Annotated in this window: 19 protein-coding genes; 14 read left to right on the plus strand and 5 right to left on the minus strand. The window is 64.8% G+C overall.

The features are described from left to right. Positions 1-95 precede the first annotated feature (95 nt). The gene (locus BGRAMDRAFT_RS12570) at positions 96-1019 is read left to right on the plus strand and encodes a LysR substrate-binding domain-containing protein (RefSeq protein ID WP_006049121.1); all 924 of its coding nucleotides are present in this window, start codon (positions 96-98) and stop codon (positions 1017-1019) included. Between the two features lie 17 nt (positions 1020-1036). Here BGRAMDRAFT_RS12570 and BGRAMDRAFT_RS12575 read toward each other — a convergent pair whose 3' ends face one another. The 4 genes from BGRAMDRAFT_RS12575 to BGRAMDRAFT_RS12590 form a co-directional block, all read right to left on the minus strand. Then, positions 1037-1534, minus strand: a complete 498-nt coding sequence (locus tag BGRAMDRAFT_RS12575; RefSeq protein ID WP_006049122.1) for an Lrp/AsnC family transcriptional regulator — start codon at positions 1532-1534, stop codon at positions 1037-1039. Between the two features lie 53 nt (positions 1535-1587). Beyond that, positions 1588-3009, minus strand: a complete 1422-nt coding sequence (locus tag BGRAMDRAFT_RS12580; protein WP_006049123.1) for an aspartate aminotransferase family protein — start codon at positions 3007-3009, stop codon at positions 1588-1590. 184 nt (positions 3010-3193) lie between these two features. After that, complete coding sequence (locus BGRAMDRAFT_RS12585) at positions 3194-4120, minus strand: 2-hydroxyacid dehydrogenase (protein ID WP_006049124.1); 927 nt, start codon at positions 4118-4120, stop codon at positions 3194-3196. Positions 4121-4126: 6 nt separating this feature from the next. Further along, on the minus strand, positions 4127-4993 hold the full coding sequence (locus tag BGRAMDRAFT_RS12590; RefSeq protein ID WP_044021029.1) for a GNAT family N-acetyltransferase: 867 nt from the start codon (positions 4991-4993) through the stop codon (positions 4127-4129). Between the two features lie 306 nt (positions 4994-5299). On the opposite strand from BGRAMDRAFT_RS12590, the gene BGRAMDRAFT_RS12595 reads away from it, so the two are divergent. The 11 genes from BGRAMDRAFT_RS12595 (at position 5300) to BGRAMDRAFT_RS12645 (ending at position 17919) form a co-directional block, all read left to right on the plus strand. Next, positions 5300-6793 carry an aldehyde dehydrogenase family protein gene (locus tag BGRAMDRAFT_RS12595; RefSeq protein ID WP_006049126.1) on the plus strand — a complete coding sequence of 498 codons (1494 nt, stop codon included), beginning with the start codon at positions 5300-5302 and terminating at the stop codon, positions 6791-6793. Positions 6794-7065: 272 nt separating this feature from the next. Then, positions 7066-7734, plus strand: coding sequence for a haloacid dehalogenase type II (locus BGRAMDRAFT_RS12600; protein WP_006049127.1), 669 nt, complete (start codon positions 7066-7068; stop codon positions 7732-7734). A 63-nt stretch (positions 7735-7797) separates the two neighbouring features. Next, a complete protein-coding gene (locus tag BGRAMDRAFT_RS12605; RefSeq protein WP_006049128.1) occupies positions 7798-9072 on the plus strand; it encodes an NAD(P)/FAD-dependent oxidoreductase in 1275 nt (424 codons plus the stop codon). Positions 9073-9171: 99 nt separating this feature from the next. Next, positions 9172-10788 carry an ABC transporter substrate-binding protein gene (locus tag BGRAMDRAFT_RS12610; RefSeq protein WP_006049129.1) on the plus strand — a complete coding sequence of 539 codons (1617 nt, stop codon included), beginning with the start codon at positions 9172-9174 and terminating at the stop codon, positions 10786-10788. A gap of 126 nt (positions 10789-10914) precedes the next feature. Further along, positions 10915-11868: an ABC transporter permease gene (locus BGRAMDRAFT_RS12615; RefSeq protein WP_006049130.1), complete on the plus strand. Its 954-nt coding sequence runs from the start codon at positions 10915-10917 to the stop codon at positions 11866-11868. Further along, on the plus strand, positions 11865-12845 hold the full coding sequence (locus BGRAMDRAFT_RS12620; protein ID WP_006049131.1) for an ABC transporter permease: 981 nt from the start codon (positions 11865-11867) through the stop codon (positions 12843-12845). Before BGRAMDRAFT_RS12615 ends, BGRAMDRAFT_RS12620 begins: the two co-directional genes overlap by 4 nt. Continuing rightward, on the plus strand, positions 12845-14689 hold the full coding sequence (locus tag BGRAMDRAFT_RS12625) for an ABC transporter ATP-binding protein (protein ID WP_006049132.1): 1845 nt from the start codon (positions 12845-12847) through the stop codon (positions 14687-14689). The genes BGRAMDRAFT_RS12620 and BGRAMDRAFT_RS12625 overlap by 1 nt, the downstream gene beginning before the upstream one ends. Then, positions 14686-15000 (plus strand): (2Fe-2S)-binding protein, encoded by a 315-nt coding sequence (locus BGRAMDRAFT_RS12630; protein ID WP_006049133.1) that lies wholly within the window; start codon positions 14686-14688, stop codon positions 14998-15000. The genes BGRAMDRAFT_RS12625 and BGRAMDRAFT_RS12630 overlap by 4 nt, the downstream gene beginning before the upstream one ends. Then, complete coding sequence (locus BGRAMDRAFT_RS12635) at positions 14985-16364, plus strand: FAD/NAD(P)-dependent oxidoreductase (RefSeq protein ID WP_006049134.1); 1380 nt, start codon at positions 14985-14987, stop codon at positions 16362-16364. Before BGRAMDRAFT_RS12630 ends, BGRAMDRAFT_RS12635 begins: the two co-directional genes overlap by 16 nt. Beyond that, entirely contained in the window at positions 16361-17512 is a 1152-nt protein-coding gene (locus BGRAMDRAFT_RS12640; RefSeq protein WP_006049135.1) for an NAD(P)/FAD-dependent oxidoreductase, read from the plus strand. The genes BGRAMDRAFT_RS12635 and BGRAMDRAFT_RS12640 overlap by 4 nt, the downstream gene beginning before the upstream one ends. Continuing rightward, the gene (locus tag BGRAMDRAFT_RS12645; protein WP_006049136.1) at positions 17509-17919 is read left to right on the plus strand and encodes a helix-turn-helix domain-containing protein; all 411 of its coding nucleotides are present in this window, start codon (positions 17509-17511) and stop codon (positions 17917-17919) included. The genes BGRAMDRAFT_RS12640 and BGRAMDRAFT_RS12645 overlap by 4 nt, the downstream gene beginning before the upstream one ends. On the opposite strand, the gene prpR is transcribed toward BGRAMDRAFT_RS12645, so the two are convergent. Continuing rightward, positions 17876-19846 carry a propionate catabolism operon regulatory protein PrpR gene (gene prpR / locus BGRAMDRAFT_RS12650; RefSeq protein ID WP_006049137.1) on the minus strand — a complete coding sequence of 657 codons (1971 nt, stop codon included), beginning with the start codon at positions 19844-19846 and terminating at the stop codon, positions 17876-17878. The two genes, BGRAMDRAFT_RS12645 and prpR, sit on opposite strands and share 44 nt — an antisense overlap. 215 nt (positions 19847-20061) lie before the next feature. On the opposite strand from prpR, the gene prpC reads away from it, so the two are divergent. Together prpC and acnD are read left to right on the plus strand one after the other, a co-directional pair. Further along, positions 20062-21237, plus strand: a complete 1176-nt coding sequence (gene prpC, locus BGRAMDRAFT_RS12655; RefSeq protein WP_006049138.1) for a bifunctional 2-methylcitrate synthase/citrate synthase — start codon at positions 20062-20064, stop codon at positions 21235-21237. Between the two features lie 166 nt (positions 21238-21403). Next, positions 21404-24001, plus strand: coding sequence for a Fe/S-dependent 2-methylisocitrate dehydratase AcnD (gene acnD / locus BGRAMDRAFT_RS12660; RefSeq protein ID WP_006049139.1), 2598 nt, complete (start codon positions 21404-21406; stop codon positions 23999-24001). Positions 24002-24005 lie beyond the last annotated feature (4 nt).

Below are 24005 nucleotides of genomic sequence, written 5' to 3' on the forward strand. Positions count from 1 at the left end.
TCCTGCTGTTTGGCCATAAAATGGTCGCTTTAGTTAAGCCACTGTGCACGATTCGTGTACAAAGCGGAACGCCACCGAACACTACCAGGCAACCTATGAACGCCGTCCCGTCACCCGATCTCGGCGACCTGCGCGTGTTTTGCGAAGTCGCGCGCAAAGCCAGTTTCAGCGCGGCGGCCGAATCGCTGTCGGTGTCCGCGGCGTATGTCAGCAAGCGCATCAACGTGCTCGAGACTACGCTCGGCACGCGCCTGCTGCACCGGTCCACGCGCCGCGTCGCGATTACCGAGGCGGGCGAGCGCGTCTACACGTGGGCCGAAAAAATTCTCGACGACGTCGATCAGCTCGTTGAAGACGTCTCCACCACGCGCCGCATTCCGGGCGGCAAGCTGCGCATTTCGAGCAGCTTCGGTTTCGGCCGGCGCTTCGTCGCGCCCGCGCTTGCGCGCTTTTCCGAACGTTATCCGCAATTGAGCGTGCGGCTCGATCTGTTCGACCGTCTCGTCGATGTCGCCGGCGAGGGTTTCGATCTGGACATTCGCATCGGCGACGACATCGCGCCGCATCTGATCGCGCGGCGGCTCGCGTCGAATCATCGCGTGCTGTGCGCGTCGCCCGATTATCTCGCGCGAGAAGGCGCGCCGCGTCAACTGGCGGATCTGTCGGCGCATGCGTGCCTCGCGATCAAGGAGCGCGATCATCCATTCGGTTTGTGGCGTTTGACGGTGCGCGGCGAAGCGGCGTCGATCAAGGTCACGGGACCGTTGTCGACCAATCACGGCGAGGTCGCGGTGCAGTGGGCGTTGGCCGGGCGCGGCATCGTGCTGCGTTCGATGTGGGACGTGCGGCCGCTGCTGGAAAGCGGACAGTTGCAGCAGGTGTTGCCGGACGTGACGCAGCCGGCGAACCTGTGGGCGGTGTACCCGGCGCGGCTCGCGCAGTCGGCGAAAGTGCGGGTCTGCGTGGACTTTCTCAGCGAAGAGTTCGCGCAGTGGAACCCGCCGGACGACACCGCCTAGCCGTTAGTGGTTACCGCTTAGTGGTGATTCTGCGAGAACAGCGTTTCGAGCGGATAGTGGCTCTTCACGAACGGCGACTTGATGATCACGTAGCTAAAGTACTTTTCGATGCCGATGTCGCGTTCCAGTAAGCCTTCAATAATGCTCTGATAATGGCTCACGCTGCGCGTGACGAACTTCAACAGGTAATCGTAGCCGCCGCTCGCCAGATGGCATTCGACGATTTCGTCCACGTCGCGAATCGCATTCACGAACTTCACGAAGTCTTCCCGCCGATGATCGGCGAGCGTGACTTCGGTGAACACGATCTGCACGTCACCGAGCTTTTCAAGCTGGATCTGCGCGCCATAGCCGACGATGTAGCCGGCCTTTTCCAGCCGCTTGACGCGAATCAGGCAGGGGCTCGGCGAAAGGCCGACCGCATCGGCAAGCTCGACGTTGGTGATACGGCCTTTCTTTTGCAACTGCGAAAGTATGCGCAGGTCGATACGGTCTAGCTTGCAGTCGCTGCTCATCGTAACGTTGTGGCTCCGGCGGTTGAGAAAAGGGACTCAGGCGGCCCTCTACTCTAGCATGCAGCGGCGGTACTTTTGGCCTGGTGCTTAGCCGTGGTTTTGCCGCGCAGCGCGGCCCGCACGTCGGCTTGTGCAAGCACGTCGTCCAGGGTTTTCTCGAGCCGCTCGAACATCAGGTCGAAGTCCGATTCCGTGTACGAAAGCGCGGGCGCAAAGCCGAGAATATTGTCGCCGAACGCACGGAAAATCAGGCGGTTTTCATAGGCCGCGACGGCAATGCGCTCCGACAGTTTCAGCGCGGGGTCGAACTGCGCCTTGGTGTCCTTGTCGGTGACGAGTTCGAGCGCGCCGAGCAGGCCGCGGTGACGCGAATCGCCCACGAGCGGATGCGCGAGCAATGCATCAAGGCCGCGCGCGAAACGCGGCGCGCGCGCGACGCCGTTCGCGAGCAAGCCGCCTTCGTGATAAAGGCGCAGCACTTCCAGACCGATCGCCGCGCTGACCGGATGCGCCGAATACGTATGACCGTGGCCGACAATCGCCTCGGCGTCGCCATCGGCGATGCCCTGATAGATTTCGTCAGACATCAGCACCGCGCCCATCGGCGCGTAGCCGGCGGTCAAACCTTTGGCGACCGTCATCAGATCCGGCTCGACGTTCTCGCCCTGACATGCGAACAGCGGCCCGGTGCGGCCAAAGCCGGTGATGACTTCGTCGGCGACAAACAGAATGCCGAGCTTGCGGCAACGCTCGCGCATCGCCTTCAGCCAGCCGACCGGCGGCACGATCACGCCGCCCGAGCCCTGAATCGGTTCGCAGAAAAATGCGGCGACGTTATCCGCGCCGAGTTCCGCCACCTTCGCTTCGAGCGCGGCGACCGAGGCGGCGATCAACGCGGCGTCGTCGGCGAAATTATTGCGGTACGCATACGGCGACGGCAGGTGATGCTGGTTCGGCAGCGGCAGATCGAAGTTGCGGTGGAACGCGGGCAGGGCGGTCAGCCCCGCGCCCATGCTCGACGAGCCGTGATAGCCGCGTTGCAGCGCGATGATGTGCTTCTTCGACGGACGGCCCGTCGCATTGAAGTAATGCGTGATGAAGCGGATTGCCGAGTCGACCGCGTCCGAGCCGCCGAGCGTGAAGTACACGTGTTGAAGCGAAGCGGGCGCGACCTGCGCGAGTTTTTGCGCCAGTTCGATAGCCGGCTCGCAGCCGAAATGGAAATAGCTCGTCGCGTAGGGCAGTTTCTGCATCTGCGCGGTGGCCGCCTCGACAATGCTCTGCTGGCCGTAGCCCACGTTCACGCACCACAAGCCGGAGAAGGCGTCGAGCAGTTCGTTGCCCGCCGCGTCGCGCAGAAAGGCGCCGCTCGCGGATTCGAGCACCGTGACGCCGCGCGCCTCGTGCGCACGGTAGTTGATGACAGGATGGATCAGGTGCTGGCGGTCGGCTTCAATGAGCGATTGGATCGGCATGGTGGGTTCTCGTCGCGAAAGGGCTGTTGACGGTTCCATACTACTGATCCACGGCGATGGTCCGCTTACCTAAACAATTGCCTGAAAAGCGCGCGCGACGCGTTTTGATGCATGCCCTTAGCATTTTGTGCTGCGGACGTTGAAAAGCCGTGGCGCGCGCGTATCCGGTGGAATGCGGGAGCGCTCAATAGCCGCGCGTGCGGTCGACCTGGCCGAGCATCGGCAGGCCTTCGCGATGGCGGCGCAGGTTGTCGAGCACGACGTCGACGGCGGTGTCGGGCCGCGTCGCGCTGGCGATATGCGGCGTGATGCGCACGCGCGGATGCGTCCACAGCGGATGACCGGCGGGCAACGGCTCGGGATCGGTCACATCGAGAATCGCGTTCTGCAATTGGCCGCTGTCGAGCGCCGTCAGCAAGTCCTGCTGATTCAGATGCGCGCCGCGGCCCGTTTGAATCAGCGAGGCGCCGCGCGGCAGCTTGGCGAACAGGCGTCCATCGAGCAGGCCGCGCGTGGCCGGCGTGAGCGGCAGCAGGCAAACCAGGATGTCGGTGCGGGCGAGGAAAGCGTCGAGCGAGCTTTCGCCCGCATAGCATTCGACGCCTTCGATCTCGCGCGGCGAGCGGCTCCAGCCCGCGCACGCAAAGCCGAAGAGACGCAGCCGCTCCAATACCGCGGTGCCGAGCACGCCGAGCCCGAGCACGCCGATGCGTCGTTGCGCGGCCGGCTTCAGCGGCAGTTCGCGCCATACCTGCTGTTGCTGCTGAAGCCCGTAGTCGAACAGATCGCGGTGAATCGTGAGCGCCGCCTGCGTCACGTATTCGACCATGCCTTCGACGAGCCCCGGTTCGATCATCCGCACAACCGGCACATGCTCAGGCACGCCGGACAGATCGAATTGATCGACGCCCGCGCCCACCGAGAACACCACTTCCAGATTGGGAAACGTGCGGGTCGGGTCTTCGGGCGGCTGCCATGCGACCAGATAGCGGATCGCAGCGGGATCGCCGTGATCGGGCCAGATATGGAACGGCAAACCGGGCGCCTTTTCGGCGAAGAGCCTCGCCCATTGCAGGCCGCGCGCCGGGTCGGCTTTATAGAGTAGGGCCATGACGGGTCAGAAAATCGCCTGATTGATGATGCCGTATTGCACATAAGGTGTCGCGTTGGCCGCCACGCTCTGCGGTTGCGCACTGCGCACCATTCTGACGACCGTGTCCACGCGCGGCAGCCCGAGCTGTTCGAGCCATTCGGTCAGGCCGCTGTCGCCCGGCGTGTCGACGCGCACGAACACGCCTTCGTTGAGCGCAAGCCAGTGGCTGATCAGCGCCTTCGCGCGGCTCGAATCTTCCGAAGCAGGCGCGACCACCGGGCCGATCGCAAAGCCGCGTCCGAAGCGGCGAAAGAGCGCGAAGCCGACGAGTTCGCCGTCGCGGTCGAGCGCGATGCCATCGGCGTTTTCCAGCAGCGCGGGCAGCACTTCGCCGCGATCGAGGCCGCTTGCCTGTGAGGCCAGTTCGACGAGCCGTGCCGTGTCGCTCGACCCTAGCGGCCGCAAGCGTTCGCCCGCCGGCAACGACACGAGCGGCGGCTGGAACGCCGCGCCTTGATGCTGATCGAGCGTGCCCGTCGCGCGAAAGCCGAGCTTTTCATAGAGCGGCTGACCGGCGGCGGTCGCGTGCAGGAAGGTGATGCGGCCGCCGAGTTCCTCGAGCAGCAGTTCCATCAGCTTTCTGCCGATGCCGAGCCCTTGCCGCGCCGGCGACACGATCACCATGCCGAGCGACGCGCAATCCGCGCCGTACTTCCAGCAAAGCGCGGTGCCGATCACGCCGCTCGCATCTTCGGCGACGAAACCCACGCCCAGTTGCGCGACGAACTTCCAGTCGTCCGCGCGATGCGGCCATTTGAGTTCGACCGTCAACGCATGCGCCGCGGCAACGTCGTCGAGGGTGAAGCGTCTGTATGTGATCGGATCAGCTATCGGATCTGTCTTCGAATCGGGCACGCCGTGCTCCTGAATGGCTAAAGGCTTACGCGTCACTGTGTCATCCACGGCGCGGTGTGACTAGGACGATCTTTCTATCCGGCGCGCCGCGCAAGGCCGCATCGCAATTCGATGCAAAACATGCCGTATGCGCCCGCATTACAGGCGGGTTCTGCTGCGCGGCGATTTTTGTCGGCGACATATGCCAGGCGCGCGGCTCTACGATTTTACTTATGGCGGGCGTCGCGGCGACGGCGCGGCGCAGGCGGTTTCCATCAGCGTCATTCACTAGGACACTTTCTCATGGACAGCTTCAATCCGGACGACGTCGCGATTCGCAGCGGCCATTTCATCGGCGGCGAGTGGGTGGAAGGCAGCGGGCAGGGCACGCGCCGCATGGACGTGGCGCGGCCGTCCGACGGCGTCGTCTACGCGAGCGTGCCGGTCGCCGACGCGGACATGGTGGATCGCGCGGTCGAGAACGCCTGGCAGGCGTTTCGTACGAGCGGCTGGGCGCGCATGGCGCCGCGCGAGCGCGCGAGGATCATGCGGCGCTTTGCCGATCTGGTCGAAGCCGACGCACCCGCGCTCGGCCGCCTGGAAGCACTCGGCTCGACGCGGCCGGTTGCCCAGGCCGTGTCGTGGGACGTGCCGTTCACCGCCGAGGGCATCCGCTTTTACGCGGAGTTCGCCGACAAGCTGGGCGGCGACGTCGCGGCCACCGACCACGATCATCTCGGCATGACGATCGCCGAGCCGTACGGCGTGATCGGCGCCATCGCGCCGTGGAATTTCCCGCTCGTGATGGCTTCGTGGAAGATCGCCCCGGCGCTCGCCGCGGGCAACGCGGTCGTCCTCAAGCCTTCGGAGATGACGCCGTTTTCCGTGCTGCGCCTCGCGGAACTGGCTGTCGAGGCCGGCGTGCCCGCCGGCATCTTCAATGTGATTCAGGGCGACGGACGCACGACCGGCGACGAACTCGTGCGTCATCCGAAGATCAGCAAGGTCACGTTCACCGGATCGACGCGCACGGGCGCCGCGATCATGGCGGCCTGCGCGGCGAGCGGCACCAAGCCAGTCACGCTCGAACTGGGCGGCAAAAGCCCGCAAATCGTTTTCGCCGACGCGCCGCGTCTGGACGATGTGGCGCGCCGCATCGCGGGCGCGATCACCGGCAACGCGGGGCAGGTGTGCGTCGCGGGCTCGCGGCTGCTGGTCGAGCGCAGTCTCGCCGAGCCGCTGGCCGAACGCATCGGCAGGATTTTTGCGGAGCTTAAGCCCGGCGTGACCTGGGCCGCGGGCACGACGCTCTCGCCGATCATTTCGGAGCCGCAGGCGGCGCGCATCGAAAGCATCGTGGGGCGCACGCTCGACGCGGGCGCGACCTTGCGCCACGGCGGCAAGCGTGCCGAGGTCCGCGGCGCATCGGCGGGCGCGTTCTATACGCCGACCTTGCTCACCGATGTCACCGCTCAGTCCGAGGCGGTGCGCGAGGAAGTCTTCGGTCCGGTGCTCACGCTGCAAACCTTCGACAGCGAAGAAGAAGCGCTCGCGCTCGCGCAGCATCCCGAGTACGGGCTTGCCGCGGGCGTGCATACCGCCGATCTCGGCCGCGCGCTGCGCTTCGTGCGCGCGCTGGAAGCGGGCACCGTGTGGGTCAACCGCTATGGCCGCACGTCCGACTTCATGATCCCGACGGGCGGCTACAAGCGCTCCGGCATCGGCAAGGATCTCGGCCGCCAGGCTTACGAGGCGAACCTGCGCTTCAAGAGCGTGCTGATCGATTTGCGGCAGTGACGCAAGGGCGGTCTTGCGCCGCCCTGCAGCCTGACCGACGCCCGACAGATTCCCTTCGTAACGCCGCAAACCCACGCCGGCTAAGGGTTGCGCCCGATCACGGCAGACTCTGCTGCGCAACGGCCTCAAAACGCATGGTTTGTGTCACAGGCAGCGCGCGAATCAGGAACATCTATGTTTTTGCGCTGATTAAATCTTTTACAGGAATCAGCTTTTACTTTTCGCCAATGAGCTCGACGCCGAGTTCCTTACCACGATAGGACGACTGCACCATGATCGAATTCGAACCGAAATACATCACCTTCGACTGCTACGGCACGCTGACCAAGTTCCGCATGGCGGACATGACGCGCGAACTGTACGGCCACATTCTGAAGAGCGACGACCTCGAAAAGCTGGTCGCGTTCTACGCCGGCTATCGCCGCGACGAAGTGCTGGGTGCATGGAAGCCGTATCGCGACGTCGTGGTCAATGCGCTGCGCCGTGCGTGCGCGCGCATGAACGTCGAATTCAACGAAGCCGGCGCGCAAAAGATCTATGAAGCGGTGCCGACGTGGGGCCCGCATCCCGACGTGCCCGAAGGTCTGTCGCGGCTCGCGAAGAAGTACAAGCTCGTGATTCTGTCGAATGCGTCGAACGATCAGATCCAGAGCAACGTCGACAAACTCGGCGCGCCGTTCCATGCGGTGTTCACCGCCGAGCAGGCGCAGTCGTACAAGCCGCGCATGCCAGGCTTCGAGTACATGTTCGACAAGCTCGGGTGCAATCCGGAAGACGTGCTGCATGTGTCGTCGAGCCTGCGCTACGACCTGATGACCGTGCACGACATGGGTGTCAAGCACAAGGCGTTCATCAACCGCGGCCATGAACCGTCGACGCCGTACTACCAGTACTACGAAGTGAAGGGCATTCCGGAACTGGCCGCCGAACTCGGCCTGTAAGCGCGCGACGAACCCGCCGCCCGCCACGTTGCCTCGCTGATTGCAATCATGGACCCGCACAGGATGAAGCTCGACTCTTACTGGCTCGACACTGCGCCGCCCTTTGTGTCGGCGTGCGAAGGCCCGCTCGACGGTGACGCCGATGTGGTGGTGATCGGCGCGGGCTTCACGGGTTTGTCGGCGGCTCTCGCGCTCGGCAAACGCGGCGCGTCGGTCGTGGTGGTCGACGCGGGACGCGTGGGCGGCGGCGCCTCGGGCCGCAACGGCGGCCAGGTGAACACGGGCGTCGCGCAAGACTTCGTCGCGCTGGCTGCGCAACTCGGCCTCGAGCGTGCGAGCGCGTGCTATCGCGCGTATTCGGATGCGGTCGATACGGTCGAGCGTCTGATCGACGAAGAACAGATCGACTGCGATTACGCCGCGACCGGCAAGCTCAAGCTCGCGTCGAAGCCGCATCATTTTGCGCATCTGGAGAAGACGGCGGATCTGATCCGTCGCGCGGTGGATCCCGACATCGAACTGATCGACGGCGAGCGGATTCGCGGCGAAGTGCAGTCGGACAGTTTTTACGGCGGGCTGCTGCATCGTCACGGCGGCCAGATGCATATGGGCAAGTTCGCGGTCGGGCTCGCTGAAGCCGCGGTTCGGCGCGGAGCAAAACTGTATGAGCACGCGCCGGTTACGTCGATCGTGAAAGACGGCGGCGCGCATCGTGTCGTCACCGCGCGCGGCGAAGTGCGCGCAAAGCAGGTGCTGATCGCAACCGGGCCGTCGCGGCATGGACCGTTCGGCTGGTATCGGCGGCGGCTTGCGCCGGTCGGCTCGTTCATCGTCGTGACTGAGCCGCTGCCGCCCGCCTTGCTCGTGCAGACGTTGCCGAACCGGCGTGCGTACACGACCACGCGGCTGATGCACAACTACTTTCGCGTGACGCCCGATTCGCGCTTGCTGTTCGGCGGACGCGCGCGCTTCACGGCGTCCGAGCGGCCATTCGATGCCAAGAGCGGGCGCATCCTGCAGCAAGGTCTCGCCGCGATGTTTCCGATGCTCTCAAGTGCGCGCATCGACTATTGCTGGGGTGGTCTCGTCGACATCAGCGCCGATCGCCTGCCGCATGCCGGGCAGCACGACGGCATCTATTTTTCGATGGGCTACAGCGGCCACGGCACGCAGATGTCGACGCACATGGGTCAGGTGATGGCCGATGTGATGGACGGCCGCGCGGAGCGCAACCCGTGGGACGAGTCCGAATGGGCCGCGATTCCTGGGCACACCGGCAAGCCCTGGTTCTTGCCGCTGGTCGGCACGTACTACCGTATCAAGGACATCTTCTACTGAAGTCCCGCTGTTGCACTCGCTATTGAAGTCCCGCTGTTGCAGTCGACAACTACAAACCCACGCAGCCCCCACAACTGCCTTACCTCGCGGAGAAGTTCGATGAATAAGGAAAACTCACCCCACGGCGCTCCTGGCCTCGACAACGGGCTCGAGCAATTGACAGCGAGAGGCGCGTCGCGGCGCGACGTGCTGCGCGCGCTGACCGCGGCCGGGATGATGTCGCTGACGGGCGCCGGGCTGATGGCCGCAAGCGGTTCCGCGCTCGCGCAAGCGAAGCCGAAGCAGGGCGGCAAGATTCGCGTGGCGACGCAGTCGGCCTCCGCGGCCGACACGCTCGATCCGGCGAAGGGCGCGCTCAGCACCGATTACGTCCGCTGCAACATGTTCTACAACGGCCTGACCGAACTCGATTCCCATCTCGGCGCAAAGATGGCGCTCGCCGAATCCATCGAGACGAAAGACGCGACGGTATGGGTCGTGAAGCTGCGCAACGGCGTGCAATTCCACGACGGCAAGTCGCTCGCGCCCGCCGACGTCGTCTATTCGATCATGCGCCACAAGGATCCGGCCACCGCTTCGAAGGCAAAGACGATCGCCGATCAGATCAAGGAAGTGAAGGCCACCGGCCCGAACGAAGTGACGATCACACTCGACGGCGCGAACGCCGACTTGCCGGTGATTCTCGCGACGTCGCACTTCCTCATCATCAAGGACGGCACGAGCGATTTCAAAACGGCCGTCGGCACAGGTCCGTACAAGGTCAAGGAATTCTCGCCGGGCGTGCGCACGGTCGGCGTGCGCAACGACAAGTACTGGAAGCCGGGCATGCCGTATCTCGACGAGATCGAGTTGATCGGTATCGGCGACGAATCGGCGCGCGTGAACGCGTTGCTGTCGGGCGACGTGCAACTGATCAACGGCCTTACGCCGAATTCGGCTGAACGCCTGAAGACCGCGCCGGGTTTCAAGGTGCTGGAGACGAAGACCGGCGGCTACACGGACCTGATCGTTCGCGACGAGGGCGGCATTACCGGCAACGACGATTTCCGCCGCGGCATGATGTACCTGATGGATCGCGAGCAGATCCGCCGCTCGGTGTTTCGCGGCTACGGCGCGATCGGCAACGATCAGCCGATCGACCCGACCAACAAATACTATCTCGCCGGCCTGCCGCAACGCGGCTTCGATCCCGACAAGGCGAAGTTCTATTTCCAGAAGGCCAAGCTCGGCTCGGCGCCGCTGCAAGTGTTCGCGTCTCCGGCTGCGGACGGTTCCGTCGAAATGGCGATGCTGCTGCAACAGGCTGCGCCGCGCGCGGGCCTGAACCTTCAGGTGAGCCGTGTGCCCTCGGACGGCTTCTGGTCGAATCACTGGATGAAGCATCCGCTCGGCTTCGGCAACATCAATGCGCGCCCGAGCGCGGACGTGCTGTTCACGCAGTTCTTCAAGTCCGATGCGCCGTGGAACGAAGCCAACTGGAAGAACCCGAAGTTCGATCAGATGCTCGTCGCCGCGCGCGGCGAACCGGACGACGCGAAGCGCAAGAAGATCTACGGCGACATGCAGGTGCTCGTGCATGAAAACGGCGGCATCGGCATTCCGCTCTTTCATAGCTCGCTCGATGGCTATACGAGTAAGCTGAAGGGACTCGGTTCGATTCCGCTTGCCGGTCTGATGGGTTTTGCGTTCGCGGAAAACGTCTGGCTAGAGGCGTAACGCGAAGGCGCTCCGGCTCGTTGAGCCGGAGCGCCACGACTTCGCACCTGCGCGCAATACACGCAATACATGCACTGGCGCGGCGCCGCGACGCCGCGCGCATGCTTCAACTGGAGGCGACTTTCAATGAAAGCACACGCGCAACGACTCATCGCCGCGCGCCTCGGCCTCGCGCTGCTCACGCTGCTGCTGGTGTCGGCCATCGTGTTCGGCGTGACAGGGCTGCTCCCTGGCGATGCCGCGCAAGAGGCGCTCGGCCAGGCCGCCACGCCGGAGGCCGTCGCCGCATTGCGGCATCAGTTCGGGCTCGATCAGCCGGCGCTTCAGCGCTACGGCCAGTGGCTCTTTCATATCGTCACCGGCAACTTCGGCACGTCGATGTCGAACAATCTGCCCGTTAGTCAGTTGATCGCGACGCGTCTGCCGAACTCGCTCGTGCTCGCCGGTTTGACCGCGGTGGTCTCGGTGCCGCTCGCGCTGCTGATCGGCATTTCGTCCGCGATGTTCCGCGGCTCGCTGCTCGATCGCGCATTGAACGTGCTGACGCTCTCGACGGTAGCCGTACCCGAGTTTCTCGTCGCGACCATCGCCGTGCTGATCTTCGCCGTGAAGCTGCGCTGGCTGCCCGCGCTGTCTTACCTGTCCGAAGTGAATTCGTTCGGCGCGTTATTGCGTATCTATGCAATGCCCGTCATGACGCTGTGCTGCGTGATCGTCGCGCAGATGGCTCGCATGACGCGTGCCGCGGTACTCGACCAGCTCAATTCGTCGTATGTGGAAATGGCGATGCTCAAGGGCGCGTCGCCCGTGCGCGTCGTGCTGCGGCACGTGCTGCCGAACACCATCGGGCCGATTGCGAATGCGGTCGCGCTGAGCCTGTCGTACCTGTTCGGCGGCGTGGTGATCGTCGAGTCGATCTTCAACTATCCGGGCCTCGCGAGCCTGATGGTCGACGCCGTGACGAACCGCGACATGCCGCTCGTGCAAGGCTGCGTGATGGTGTTCTGCGCCGCGTATCTCGCGCTCGTGCTGATCGCGGACCTGTGTCAAATCGTATCCAACCCGAGGCTACGTCGATGATGAGCCAACCTGATCACCACGTCCCTCACGCGGGCACCGAACTGTACGGCGTGAGCCGCGACGAACTCGTCGCCGATATACCGGCTGACATGGCGGCTGAAACGCTGGCCGCCGATGCCGCAACCACGAGCGCACCGGCGAAGTACAACCCGCTGCAACGCCTCGTCCACCGCTTTTCGGTGCTCGGCCTACTCGGCCTCGTGATGGTGCTGTTCTGGCTGCTGGTCGCGTTCGTCGGGCCGCTCGTCGCGCCTTACCAGGGCGGCGCGCTGACGTCGACGGAAATTTTCGGGCGTTACAGCGCGGCGTATCCGCTTGGCACGGACTACCTCGGCCGCGACATGCTGAGCCGCATTCTGTACGGCGCACGCTATACGGTCGGCCTCGCGCTCGCGGCGGCCGTGCTCGCGAGCGTGATCGGCACGTTCTTCGGTCTGCTTGCCGCGGTGTCGGGCAAGTGGGTCGATGAAGTGCTGAGCCGCCTGTTCGACGCGCTCATTTCGATTCCGAGCAAGGTGCTTGCGCTCGTCGTGATCGCGGCATTCGGATCGTCGATCCCGATGCTGACGACGGTCGCGGCGCTCGCCTACATTCCCGGCGCGTTTCGCATCTCGCGTTCGCTCGCATTGAACCTGATGGGACTCGAATACGTGCAGGTTGCGCGGGCTCGCGGCGAAGGGCTCTTATATATCGCGCGTGTCGAGGTATTGCCGAACATGATCCATCCGATGCTCGCCGATTTCGGCCTGCGCTTCGTGTTCATCGTGCTGCTGCTGAGCGGGCTGAGTTTCCTCGGCCTCGGCGTGCAGCCGCCGAACGCCGACTGGGGTTCGCTCGTGCGCGAGAACATCGGCGGCTTGTCCGAAGGCGCGCCTGCGGTGCTGATGCCGGCCGTCGCGATTGCCACGCTGACCATCGGCATGAATCTGCTGATCGACAACTTGCGGCGTCGCAGCCGTAGCCACGGAGACGCATGATGACCGATCGGGACATGATTGAAGTGAAAGGGCTGCGTGTCGTCGCGGGCGCGGCGCACGGGCCGGTGACGGAGATCGTCAAGGGCGTCAGCTTTTCGGTGAAGAAGGGCGAGGTGCTCGCGCTGATCGGCGAATCCGGTTCGGGCAAGACGACGATTGCGCTGTCGCTGCTCGGTTATGCACGCGCGGGCTGTTCGATCAGCGGCGGCTCGGTGCGCATCGGCGAGGTGGAAGTGCTCTCGCTCGATGCCCAAGGACGCCGCGCGTTGCGTGCGCGCACGGTCGCGTATGTCGCGCAGAGCGCGGCGGCGGGCTTCAATCCGGCGCGCACGATCATGGATCAGGTGACCGAGCCCGCGCTGCTGCATCAGTTGATGACGAAAGACGCCGCGCGCGCCAAAGCGATCGCACTGTTTCGCGCGCTCGCGCTGCCCGCGCCGGAGACGATCGGCGAGCGTTATCCGCATCAGGTTTCCGGCGGGCAATTGCAGCGTCTGATGGCGGCGATGGCGTTGATCACCGATCCGGCGGTCGTCGTGTTCGATGAGCCGACCACCGCGCTCGATGTCACCACGCAGATCGAAGTGCTCGCGGCCTTCAAGAAGGTGGTGCGCGAACTCGGCACGACGGCGGTGTACGTGTCGCATGATCTTGCCGTCGTCGCGCAGATGGCCGACCGCATCGTCGTGCTGAACGGCGGCGCGGTGAAGGAAAACGGCGCGGTCGCGCAAGTGCTCGATGCGCCCGTGGATGCCTACACGCGCCAGTTGCTCGCCGCGACGCGCCGCCCGGAAGCGCCCTCGGCCGCGTTGCAGGACGGCGCGGGACAGGTGCCGCCGCTGCTGCAAATTCGCGGCCTGTCGGCGGGCTACGGACGCATCGGCCGTGACGGCGTGCCCGCCGTGCGCGTGCTCGACGACGTGAGCCTCAGCATTGCTCGCGGCAGCGCGCTCGGCGTGATCGGCGAATCGGGCTCGGGCAAGACGACGCTGGCACGCGTGGTCGCGGGTCTCGTCGACCGTGCGCGCGGCGATGTGCTGTTCAACGGCGAGCCGTTGCCCGCGCAGCTATCGCGCCGCACGCCGGAGCAGTATCGGCAGATTCAGATCGTGTTTCAGAATGCGGATACCGCGCTGAATCCGAGCCATTCGATCGCGGATATTCTCGGCCGGCCGCTCGCGTTTTATCACCATCTGCGTGGCGCGGCGGCGAAGAAGCGCATGCTCGCGTTGCTCGATCTGGTGAAACTGCCGGCTTCGATTGCAACGCGCACCCCCGCGGGCCTGTCGGGCGGCCAGAAGCAGCGCGTGAACCTCGCGCGCGCGCTTGCCGCCGATCCCGCGCTCATTCTCTGCGACGAAGTCACGTCCGCGCTCGATACGGTAGTGGGCGCCGCGATACTCGATCTGCTCGCGGAATTGCGGCGCGAACTGGGCGTCTCGTACATGTTCATTAGCCACGACATTTCGACGGTGCGCGCGATCTGCGACGAAGTGATCGTGCTGTACGCCGGGCAGCGTGTCGAAGCCGGGCAGCGCGACGTGCTCGCCGCACCGCCGTATCACCCGTACACGGGCTTGCTGGTTGATTCGGTGCCCGAACTAAAACCGGGCTGGCTCGATGCGCGCCGCCACGTCGCCGCCTGCAAGTTGCCCGCGATGGGCGAGAGCGCCGCCGTGCCCGAGCTGTGTTCGTTCCGCTCGCGCTGTCCCGTGCGCATCGACGGTATCTGCAACATGACGCCGCCGTCGCTGAAGAAACTGCCTTCGGGCGCGGAGATTCTTTGTCATCACTCGGCGGCCGAGTTGAGCCGTTTGCAAAACGTGGAGACGATCCCGGCATGAACCAGCGATTTGTGCGGCTCGCGGAAACCGGTCGCAAGACCTTTCCGATTACCGTCGACGGCGTAGTGCGCGAAGCCGCCGAAGGCGACACGCTGATGGTCGCGCTGCTCACCAACGGCACCACGCTGCGCGACTCCGAATTCGGCGACGGCCGCCGCGCCGGTTTCTGTCTGATGGGCGCGTGCCAGGATTGCTGGGTGTGGACCGCGCAAGGCGAGCGCGTGCGCGCGTGCAGCACGCCGGCGGCGCCGGGCATGTCGATCGTCACGAGTCTCGCTGAAGCCGGGGAGGGCGTATGGCCCCGCGTGTAGTCATCATCGGTGCGGGGCCGGCGGGCGTGCGCGCCGCTCAGGCATGCGTCGAAGCGGGTCTGCGCCCGACTGTGATCGACGAAGGCCGGCGCGACGGCGGACAGATCTACCGGCGTCAACCGGAAGGCTTTTCGCGCAGCTACGACACGCTGTACGGCACCGAGGCCGAGCGCGCGGCGTCGTTGCATACGGGCTTCGATGCGCTGAAACGCAGCATCGACTATTTGCCCGAAACGCTGGTCTGGAATATTTCGGCGAACGCGGTGCATACCGTGAGCGGCACGCGTTACGGCACGCTGCCGTTCGACGCGCTCATCGTGTGCAGCGGCGCGACCGATCGGCTCATGCCCGTCAAGGGTTGGCATCAGGCGGGCACCTATAGTCTCGGCGGCGCGCAGGTCGCGCTGAAATCGCAGGGCTGCGCGATCGGTTCGCGCATCGTGATGATGGGCAGCGGGCCGCTGCTCTACCTCGTGTCCGCGCAATACGTGAAGGCCGGCGCGCAGATCGCGGCGGTGCTCGATACGTCGACGTTCATGCAGCGCATCGCCGCGTTGCCGCGACTCTTAGCGATTCCCGCCGCGCTGAAAAAAGGCATTGCGTTGACGCGCGTGTTGTCGAAGGCGGGCGTGCCGGTTTATCGCGGCGTGCAGCCCGTCGAAATCAAAGGTTCGCCGCAAACGGGTGTGAGCGGCGTCGAAGTCGCATTGGCCGGCGGCAAGCGCATCGAGTTCGCGTGCGACGCCGTTGCGCTCGGCTATCACTTGCGCCCCGAAACGCAGCTCGCGGATCTCGCCGGCTGCCGTTTTATCTTCGACGACGCCGCGCAGCAGTGGCTCGCGCAAATCGACAGCGATGGCCGCAGCAGCGTCAAGGGCGTCTATCTCGCGGGCGATGGCGCGCGCGTGCGCGGCGCGGACGCAGCCGAACGGTCGGGCCGCCTCGCCGCGCTCGCCGCGCTGCAGGACCACGGCGTGCAAGCGGCGGGCATCGGCGATATGCAGCGTTTGCGCGACGAGCTCGCGCGCTTCTCGCGCTTTGCCGCGGGCTTGCGTGAAGCGTTTCCGTGGCCCGCGCAATTCGCCGCCGCGTTGCCGGACGAGACGATTGTGTGCCGCTGCGAAGCGATCACGGCGGGCGAATTGCGCCGCGTCGTTCGCGAAACCGGCGCGCAGGAAGCCAATCGCGCGAAGGCGTTTTCGCGCGTCGGCATGGGACGTTGCCAGGGGCGTTATTGCGGACATGCGGGCGCGGAAGTCATTGCCGCGGCGGCGTGCGTGCCGCTCGCTTCCGTGGGACGCCTGCGCGGCCAGGCGCCGGTCAAGCCGCTGCCAGTGGCGCTCACCGAGGAGGCAGCGCAATGAGCGCGACTCGCAACGAAGCGGATGTCATCGTGATCGGCGGCGGCATCATGGGTACGACGACCACGTTCTTTTTGCGCCGGCGCAATCGCTCGGTGATTCTGCTGGAACGCGGACTGACCGGGCAGCAGGCGAGCGGCGTGAACTTCGGCGGCGTGCGGCGGCAAGGCCGCGCATTGCCGCAACTCGCGATGGCCAATCGCGCGCTGCGCACCTGGCAGCGTTCGGCGGAACTGCTCGGCGAGGACGTCGAATTCCTGCCGGTCGGCCATACGCGCGTGTGCTATCACCAGAAGGACGTCGAGAATTTCGACCAATATGCAATCGACGCGCGCGCCTACGGGCTCGAGCTCGAAGTGCTGCATGGCGACGCGTTGTTCCGGCGTTTTCCGTTTCTGAGCCGCGAAGTGCTGGCGGCGTCCAGTTCGCCGCTCGACGGCCACGCGAATCCGCGGCTCGCCGCGCCCGCGTTCGGACGCGCGGCCGCGCGGCTCGGCGCGCAGGTGATCGAGAACACGGAGATCGTGCGCGTCGAAAAAGAGGGCGATCGCTTTCGCGTGGAAAGCGCGCGCGGCGACGTGTATCGCGCGGCGCAACTCGTGATCTGCGCGGGCGCGTGGGCCACGCGTCTGACCGAACAGTTCGGCGAAAGCGCGCCGCTCGTCGTAAGCGGACCGCAAATGTGCGTGACGGAGCCGGTGCCGTACGTCTTCAAATCGTCGATGGGCGTGTTCACGTCGATCAAGCAGGAGGGCATTTACTTCCGGCAGATTCCGCGCGGCAATATCATCGTCGGCGGCGGTCCCGCGGGTCCGGCCGATGCCGCGACGAGCCGCGCGTCGGTGCTGCCGCAGAACACGGTGCGCCAGCTCGCGCAGATGCGGCGGCTCGTGCCCGCGCTCGCGCCGTTGCATGTGATCCGCGTGTGGAGCGGCGTGGAAAGTTATCTGCCTGACAGCGAACCGGTGATCGGCCCGAGCAGCAAGGTCGACGGACTCTTCTACGCGTTCGGCTTCAGCGGTTCGGGCTTTCAGATCGGGCCGGGCGTCGGCGAGACGATGGCGGAACTCGTCGATACGGGCAGCACGCCGATTCCGCTCGACAGGTTCTCCATCCAGCGTTTTGCAAAAGAGCCCATCGCGACGTCATGAAACAGTCCGTCAGCCTCAACGCCGCGCGGGCTTTTATCGAAGCGCATTTCAACGAGCCGGTGACGCTCGCGCAACTCGCGGCGCTGTCCGCGCTCAGCGTGTCGCGCTTTGCGACGGTGTTCCGGCAGCAGTACGGCTCGTCGCCGTATCGCTATCTGTGCGGCGTGCGGATTCAGCGGGCACAGATGCTGTTGCTCGAAGGCGTGCCTGGTTCGGTGGTCGCGACCGAGGTCGGCTTCTTCGATCAGAGCCATTTTGGCCGGCATTTCAAGCGATGCTGCGGCATGACGCCGAGCATGTTCATCCAGCAGCGCGCGGCGGTTAATGCGGGCAAGCACGGCGCCGCCGCGAGCATCGCAAAAGCTAGCGCGCCCCGTTCAGCTTCCGCCATAACGTCGTCTTGCTGATGCCGAGCGCGTCGCACACCGCGTCGCGGTCGCCGTCGTGCGCAGCCAGCGCGGCGCGGATTTCATCGGCTTCGACATGACGGCTGCGTTCGCGCAACGTAAGCGCGGTCTTCTGCGTGCGCGGCTGCTGCGGTTCGACGATTTCCGGCGCGATGGTCCGCAGCATGTCTCGCGTAATCAGCGGTTGCGTCTCCGCCGGCGAGTCGGCGTCTGACTCCATCTCGGCAAGCTCCACTGCAATCCGCTCGATCACGTTCTGCAACTCGCGCACATTCCCCGGCCACGCGTAACGCCGCAACGGCTCGGCGAGCGCGGCCAGAATGCGTTCGGCGGCAGCGGCGTCGGGCAGGCGCGCGGCGAGCCTCGGCTCACGCGCCGCGGCTTGCAACAGCAGTTCGGCGGCAAGCGGCAGCAGATCGGTTGGACGCTCGCGCAGCGGCGGCAGCGCAATGCTGAGAATGTTGAGCCGGTAGTAAAGATCGGCGCGGAAGCGGCCTGCTTCGATACCCTCGGTCAACGCGCGGTGCGTCGCGGCAACCACGCGAATGTCGACGCGCGTCGGTTCGGTCGAACCGAGCCGCACGACTTCGCGCTCCTGCAATACGCGCAGCAAACGGCTCTGCAACGACAACGGCATCTCGCCGATTTCATCGAGAAACAAGGTGCCGCGGTGCGCGACTTCGATGAGCCCCGCCTTGCCGCCTTTGCGCGCGCCGGTGAACGCGCCTTCCTCGTAGCCGAACAGTTCGCTTTCGAGCAACGCCTCGGGAAACGCGCCGCAATTGATTGCGACGAAGGCGAAGTCGCGCCGCGCGCTCAACTGATGCATGCTCTGCGCGACCATTTCCTTGCCTGTGCCGCTCTCGCCGAGAATCAGCACGGTCGCGTCCGACCTCGCGTAGCGCTGCACGAGCGCGCGCACGCGCTGCATGGATTCCGCCGCGCCGACCATATCTTCCAGGCGGTAACGCGCGCTGAACTGCTGCACGCGTTGACGCGAACGCAGCGTGCGGTCCAGCCGTTCGACCGCGCGCGATTCCTGAAACGTCAGCACCGCGCCCGCCGCTGCGCCGCCGCTCGCAAGCGGCCCGCGATGCACGACGTAGCTCGCGCCGCGCACGGTGCAGAACGCGTCGCCGTCCGAGTCGGGCAAGCTGCCGGCCAGATCCGGCGCGAGTTCGAGCAGCGCGCGGCCCGCTGCATTAGCGGCGTCGACGCCGAGCACGGCGGCAAGACGCTGGTTCATCGCCTCGACGCGCCCCTCGGCGTCGAGCGCGACGACGCCATCGCGCAAGTGTTGCAGCAGGTTGTCGAGCCGTTGACGGCGTATCGTTTCGCGCCGCGTCGCCTGCGCGACTTCGAGCGCCGTGTCGAAGCCGGCGCGCACCGAATCGCGCGAGTACAGAAACACCGCGCCCATGCCGGCGTGCGCGGCGAGATCGGTGACGAGTCCGGGGCCGACGACCACGTCGATGCCGCGATCGCGCAGGTCCAGCACGACGCTTTCGGCGTCCTGCGCGGATTGATGCGAGGCGAACGTCACGTCGAGCCCGAACGCCGTGACAAAGCGGCGCACTTCGTCGGGCGTGTTGCCGTGCGTGACCAGCGCGACCTTTGCGCCGTCGCGGCGCGCGCGGGCGAGCGCGTGCATGACGTCGAAGCCTGTCGGCGTGATCATTACGACCGGCACCGCGACGCGCGTTTTCAGGTAAGCGCCGTTGGAGCCGCCCGCAATCACGACGTCGGGACGACCCGCGCCGGCGGCGTCGATTTCGCGCACGGCGTCTTCGAAACCTTGGGCGACGATGCGCAGATCCGCGCGTTCCACGTATTCGCCCGCGATGTCGATAAACAGGTCGCGCAGACGGCTGATGCTGAGCGCCCAGATGCGCGGGCGTCGGGCTGTATCGAACGATGGAGTGCTCAAGTTGCGGCTCGCGCGAGGTGAGTGGCAGGGTCCGGCTATTATGCGCGCGTCGGTTTCAAAAATGAAATTTCATGATTTCATTGCCGAAACGTGCGCCGTTTCGCGCAAAGCAGTCCGCCGTGACAAATCAGGCACTTAGCGCAAGCCTGCGACGATGGCCCGTTCCTTGCATTTAAGGCCGCGTTCGAGAATCCCTAACGCATCTGGAGACAACGATGAGCGAAGCAGACAACAGCACCAGCACCACCAACGCCGGCGCGTTCAAACCGAAAAAATCCGTCGCGCTGTCCGGCGTGACCGCGGGCAACACGGCGCTGTGCACGGTTGGCAAGACCGGCAACGATCTGCATTACCGCGGCTACGACATTCTGGACATCGCGGGCAATTGCGAGTTCGAAGAGATCGCGTATCTGCTCGTGCATGAAAAGCTGCCGACGCAGGCTGAACTCACCGCCTACAAGACGAAGCTGAAGGCGTTGCGCGGCCTGCCCGCGAACGTCAAGGCCGCACTCGAATGGATTCCCGCCGCCGCGCATCCGATGGATGTGATGCGCACCGGCGTGTCCGTGCTCGGCACCGTGCTGCCGGAAAAGGACGATCACAACCTGCCGGGCGCGCGCGACATCGCCGACAAGCTGATGGCGTCGCTCGGCTCGATGCTGCTCTACTGGTATCACTATTCGCACAACGGCAAGCGCATCGAAGTCGAAACCGACGACGATTCGATCGGCGGCCACTTCCTGCATCTGCTGCATGGTGTCGAGCCGCCGAAGTCGTGGGTCGAGGCAATGCATGTGTCGCTCAATCTGTATGCCGAACACGAGTTCAACGCGTCGACGTTCACCGGCCGCGTGATCGCGGGCACGGGTTCGGACATTTACTCGGCAATTACCGGCGCAATCGGCGCGCTGCGTGGCCCGAAACACGGTGGCGCCAATGAAGTGGCGTTCGAAATCCAGTCGCGCTATCAGACGCCCGACGAAGCGGAAGCCGACATTCGTAGACGTGTCGAGAACAAGGAAGTGGTGATCGGCTTCGGCCATCCGGTCTATACGATCTCGGACCCGCGCAACAAGGTCATCAAGGAAGTCGCGAAGAAGCTGTCGAAAGAAGCGGGCAACAATAAGCTGTTCAATATCGCCGAGCGTCTTGAAACAGTTATGGCTGAAGTGAAAAAGATGTTTCCGAATCTCGACTGGTTCAGCGCGGTTTCGTACCACATGATGGGCGTGCCGACGGCCATGTTCACACCGCTCTTCGTGATCGCACGCACTGCGGGCTGGAGCGCGCACATCATCGAACAGCGGATCGACAACAAGATCATTCGTCCGAGCGCGAATTACACCGGACCTGACGATTTGTCGTTCGTGCCGCTCGAAAAACGCGTTTGATGTTGACGGCCTCGGTTCGATAACGAACCGAGGCCGCGCTTTCGCAGCCGCGAGCTACACTAGACCGAAGCGCCTGCTTTAAATACCGGAACGCGCCGGCCCTTAAGGCGCGCTCGACGCACGCCGCCGCCTTTGTTTGCGCTTCATTACCGATCGTCCCCAAGCCATGAATACTGCCTACCGCAAACGCCTTCCCGGCACCGAGCTCGATTTCTTCGACGCGCGCGCCGCCGTCGACGCAATCCAGCCCGGCGCCTACGACAAGCTGCCGTACACCTCGCGCGTGCTCGCGGAAAATCTCGTGCGACGCTGCGATCCGGTGACGCTCGTCGCGTCGTTGAAACAGATTATCGAGCGCAAACGCGAGCTGGATTTTCCGTGGTTTCCCGCGCGCGTCGTGTGTCACGACATTCTCGGCCAGACCGCGCTCGTCGATCTCGCAGGTTTGCGCGACGCGATTGCCGCGCAGGGCGGCGACCCGGCGCTCGTCAATCCGGTAGTGCCGACGCAACTCGTCGTCGATCATTCGCTTGCGGTGGAATGCGGCGGTTTCGATCCCGATGCGTTCGCGAAGAATCGTGCTATCGAAGATCGCCGCAATGAAGACCGCTTCCATTTCATCGACTGGACGAAGCGCGCGTTCAGGAATGTCGACGTGATTCCGCCGGGCAATGGCATCCTGCATCAGATCAACCTCGAACGCATGAGCCCCGTCGTGCAGGTGCAAGACGGCGTGGCGTTTCCCGATACGCTCGTCGGCACGGACTCGCATACGCCGATGGTCGACGCGCTCGGCGTGATCGCCATCGGCGTGGGCGGACTCGAAGCGGAAAGCGTGATGCTCGGCCGCGCGTCGTATATGCGGCTGCCGGATATCGTCGGCGTGGAGTTGACGGGCAAGCCCGGCGAAGGCATCACCGCCACCGACGTCGTGCTGTCGCTCACCGAGTTCCTCCGCAAAGAGAAAGTGGTCGGCGCGTACCTGGAATTTTTCGGCGAAGGCACGACGAAGCTCACGCTCGGCGACCGCGCGACCATCGCCAACATGGCGCCCGAATTCGGCGCGACGGCCGCGATGTTTTATATCGACGAACAGACCATCAAGTATCTGAAGCTGACGGGCCGCGACGACGAACTCGTGACGCTCGTCGAAACGTATGCGAAGCAAACCGGCTTGTGGGCCGACAGCCTCGAGCATGCCGGGTATGAACGCGTGCTCACATTCGATCTGTCCACGGTCGTGCGCACGCTCGCCGGGCCGTCGAATCCGCATCGGCGCTTGCCGGTCTCGGAGCTGGCCGCGCGCGGCATCAGCGGCAAAGTTGAAAACGAGCCGGGCCTGATGCCGGACGGCGCGGTGATCATCGCGGCCATTACAAGCTGCACGAACACCAACAATCCGCGCAACATGATTGCGGCCGGTCTGCTCGCGCGCAACGCGAACCGGCGCGGATTGACTCGCAAGCCGTGGGCGAAGACATCGCTCGCGCCGGGCTCGAAAGCCGTCACGCTGTATCTGGAAGAAGCCGGCTTGCTGCCCGAACTCGAGCAGCTCGGTTTCGGCGTGGTCGCGTATGCGTGCACGTCGTGCAACGGCATGTCGGGCGCGCTCGATCCGGTCATTCAGAAGGAGATCGTGGAGCGCGATCTTTACGCGACTGCCGTGCTGTCGGGCAACCGCAATTTCGACGGACGCATTCATCCCTTTGCGAAGCAGGCGTTTCTCGCGTCGCCGCCGCTGGTGGTCGCGTACGCGATTGCGGGCACGATTCGCTTCGACATCGAAAAGGACGTGCTCGGTGTCGATGCCGAAGGCAATGCGGTGACGTTGAAGGACATCTGGCCGTCGGACGAAGAGATCGACGCTATCGTCGCTTCGAGCGTGAAGCCCGAGCAGTTCCGCAAAGTGTATGAGCCGATGTTCGCGGTTTCCGTCGACACTGGAGATAAAGCCGACCCGCTCTACGACTGGCGCCCGACGAGCACGTATATTCGCCGTCCGCCGTATTGGGAAGGCGCATTGGCAGGCGAGCGCACGTTAAAGGCCATGCGTGCGCTTGCCGTGCTCGGCGATAACATCACGACGGATCACCTGTCGCCATCGAACGCGATTCTGCCGGACAGCGCAGCGGGCGAATACCTCACGAAAATGGGCTTGCCCGAAGAGGATTTCAATTCGTACGCGACGCATCGCGGCGATCACCTGACCGCGCAGCGCGCGACGTTTGCGAATCCGACCTTGAAGAACGAGATGGTCGTGGTGGACGGCAAGGTGAAGGCCGGTTCTCTCGCGCGCATCGAGCCCGAGGGCAAGATCACGCGCATGTGGGAAGCCATCGAAACATACATGGAGCGCAAGCAGCCGCTCATCGTGATCGCGGGCGCGGATTACGGTCAGGGTTCGTCGCGCGATTGGGCAGCGAAAGGCGTGCGCCTGGCCGGCGCGGAAGCGATCGTGGCCGAAGGCTTCGAGCGCATTCACCGCACGAACCTCGTCGGTATGGGCGTGTTGCCGCTCGAGTTCAAGCCAGGCGTGAACCGCATCACGCTCGCGATTGACGGCACCGAAACTTTCGACGTGGTCGGCGAACGCAAGCCGCGCGCGGACCTGACGCTGGTGATTCATCGCAGGAGCGGCGAGCGCGTCGAGGTGCCGGTGACGTGCCGGCTCGATACCGCCGAAGAGGTTTCCATCTACGAGGCCGGCGGCGTGTTGCAGCGCTTTGCGCAGGACTTTCTGGAGTCGTCGCGAGCGGCGGCTTGATCAC

It is taken from the genome of Paraburkholderia graminis C4D1M (assembly GCF_000172415.1).
GTDB classification, from domain to species: Bacteria; Pseudomonadota; Gammaproteobacteria; order Burkholderiales; family Burkholderiaceae; genus Paraburkholderia; species Paraburkholderia graminis.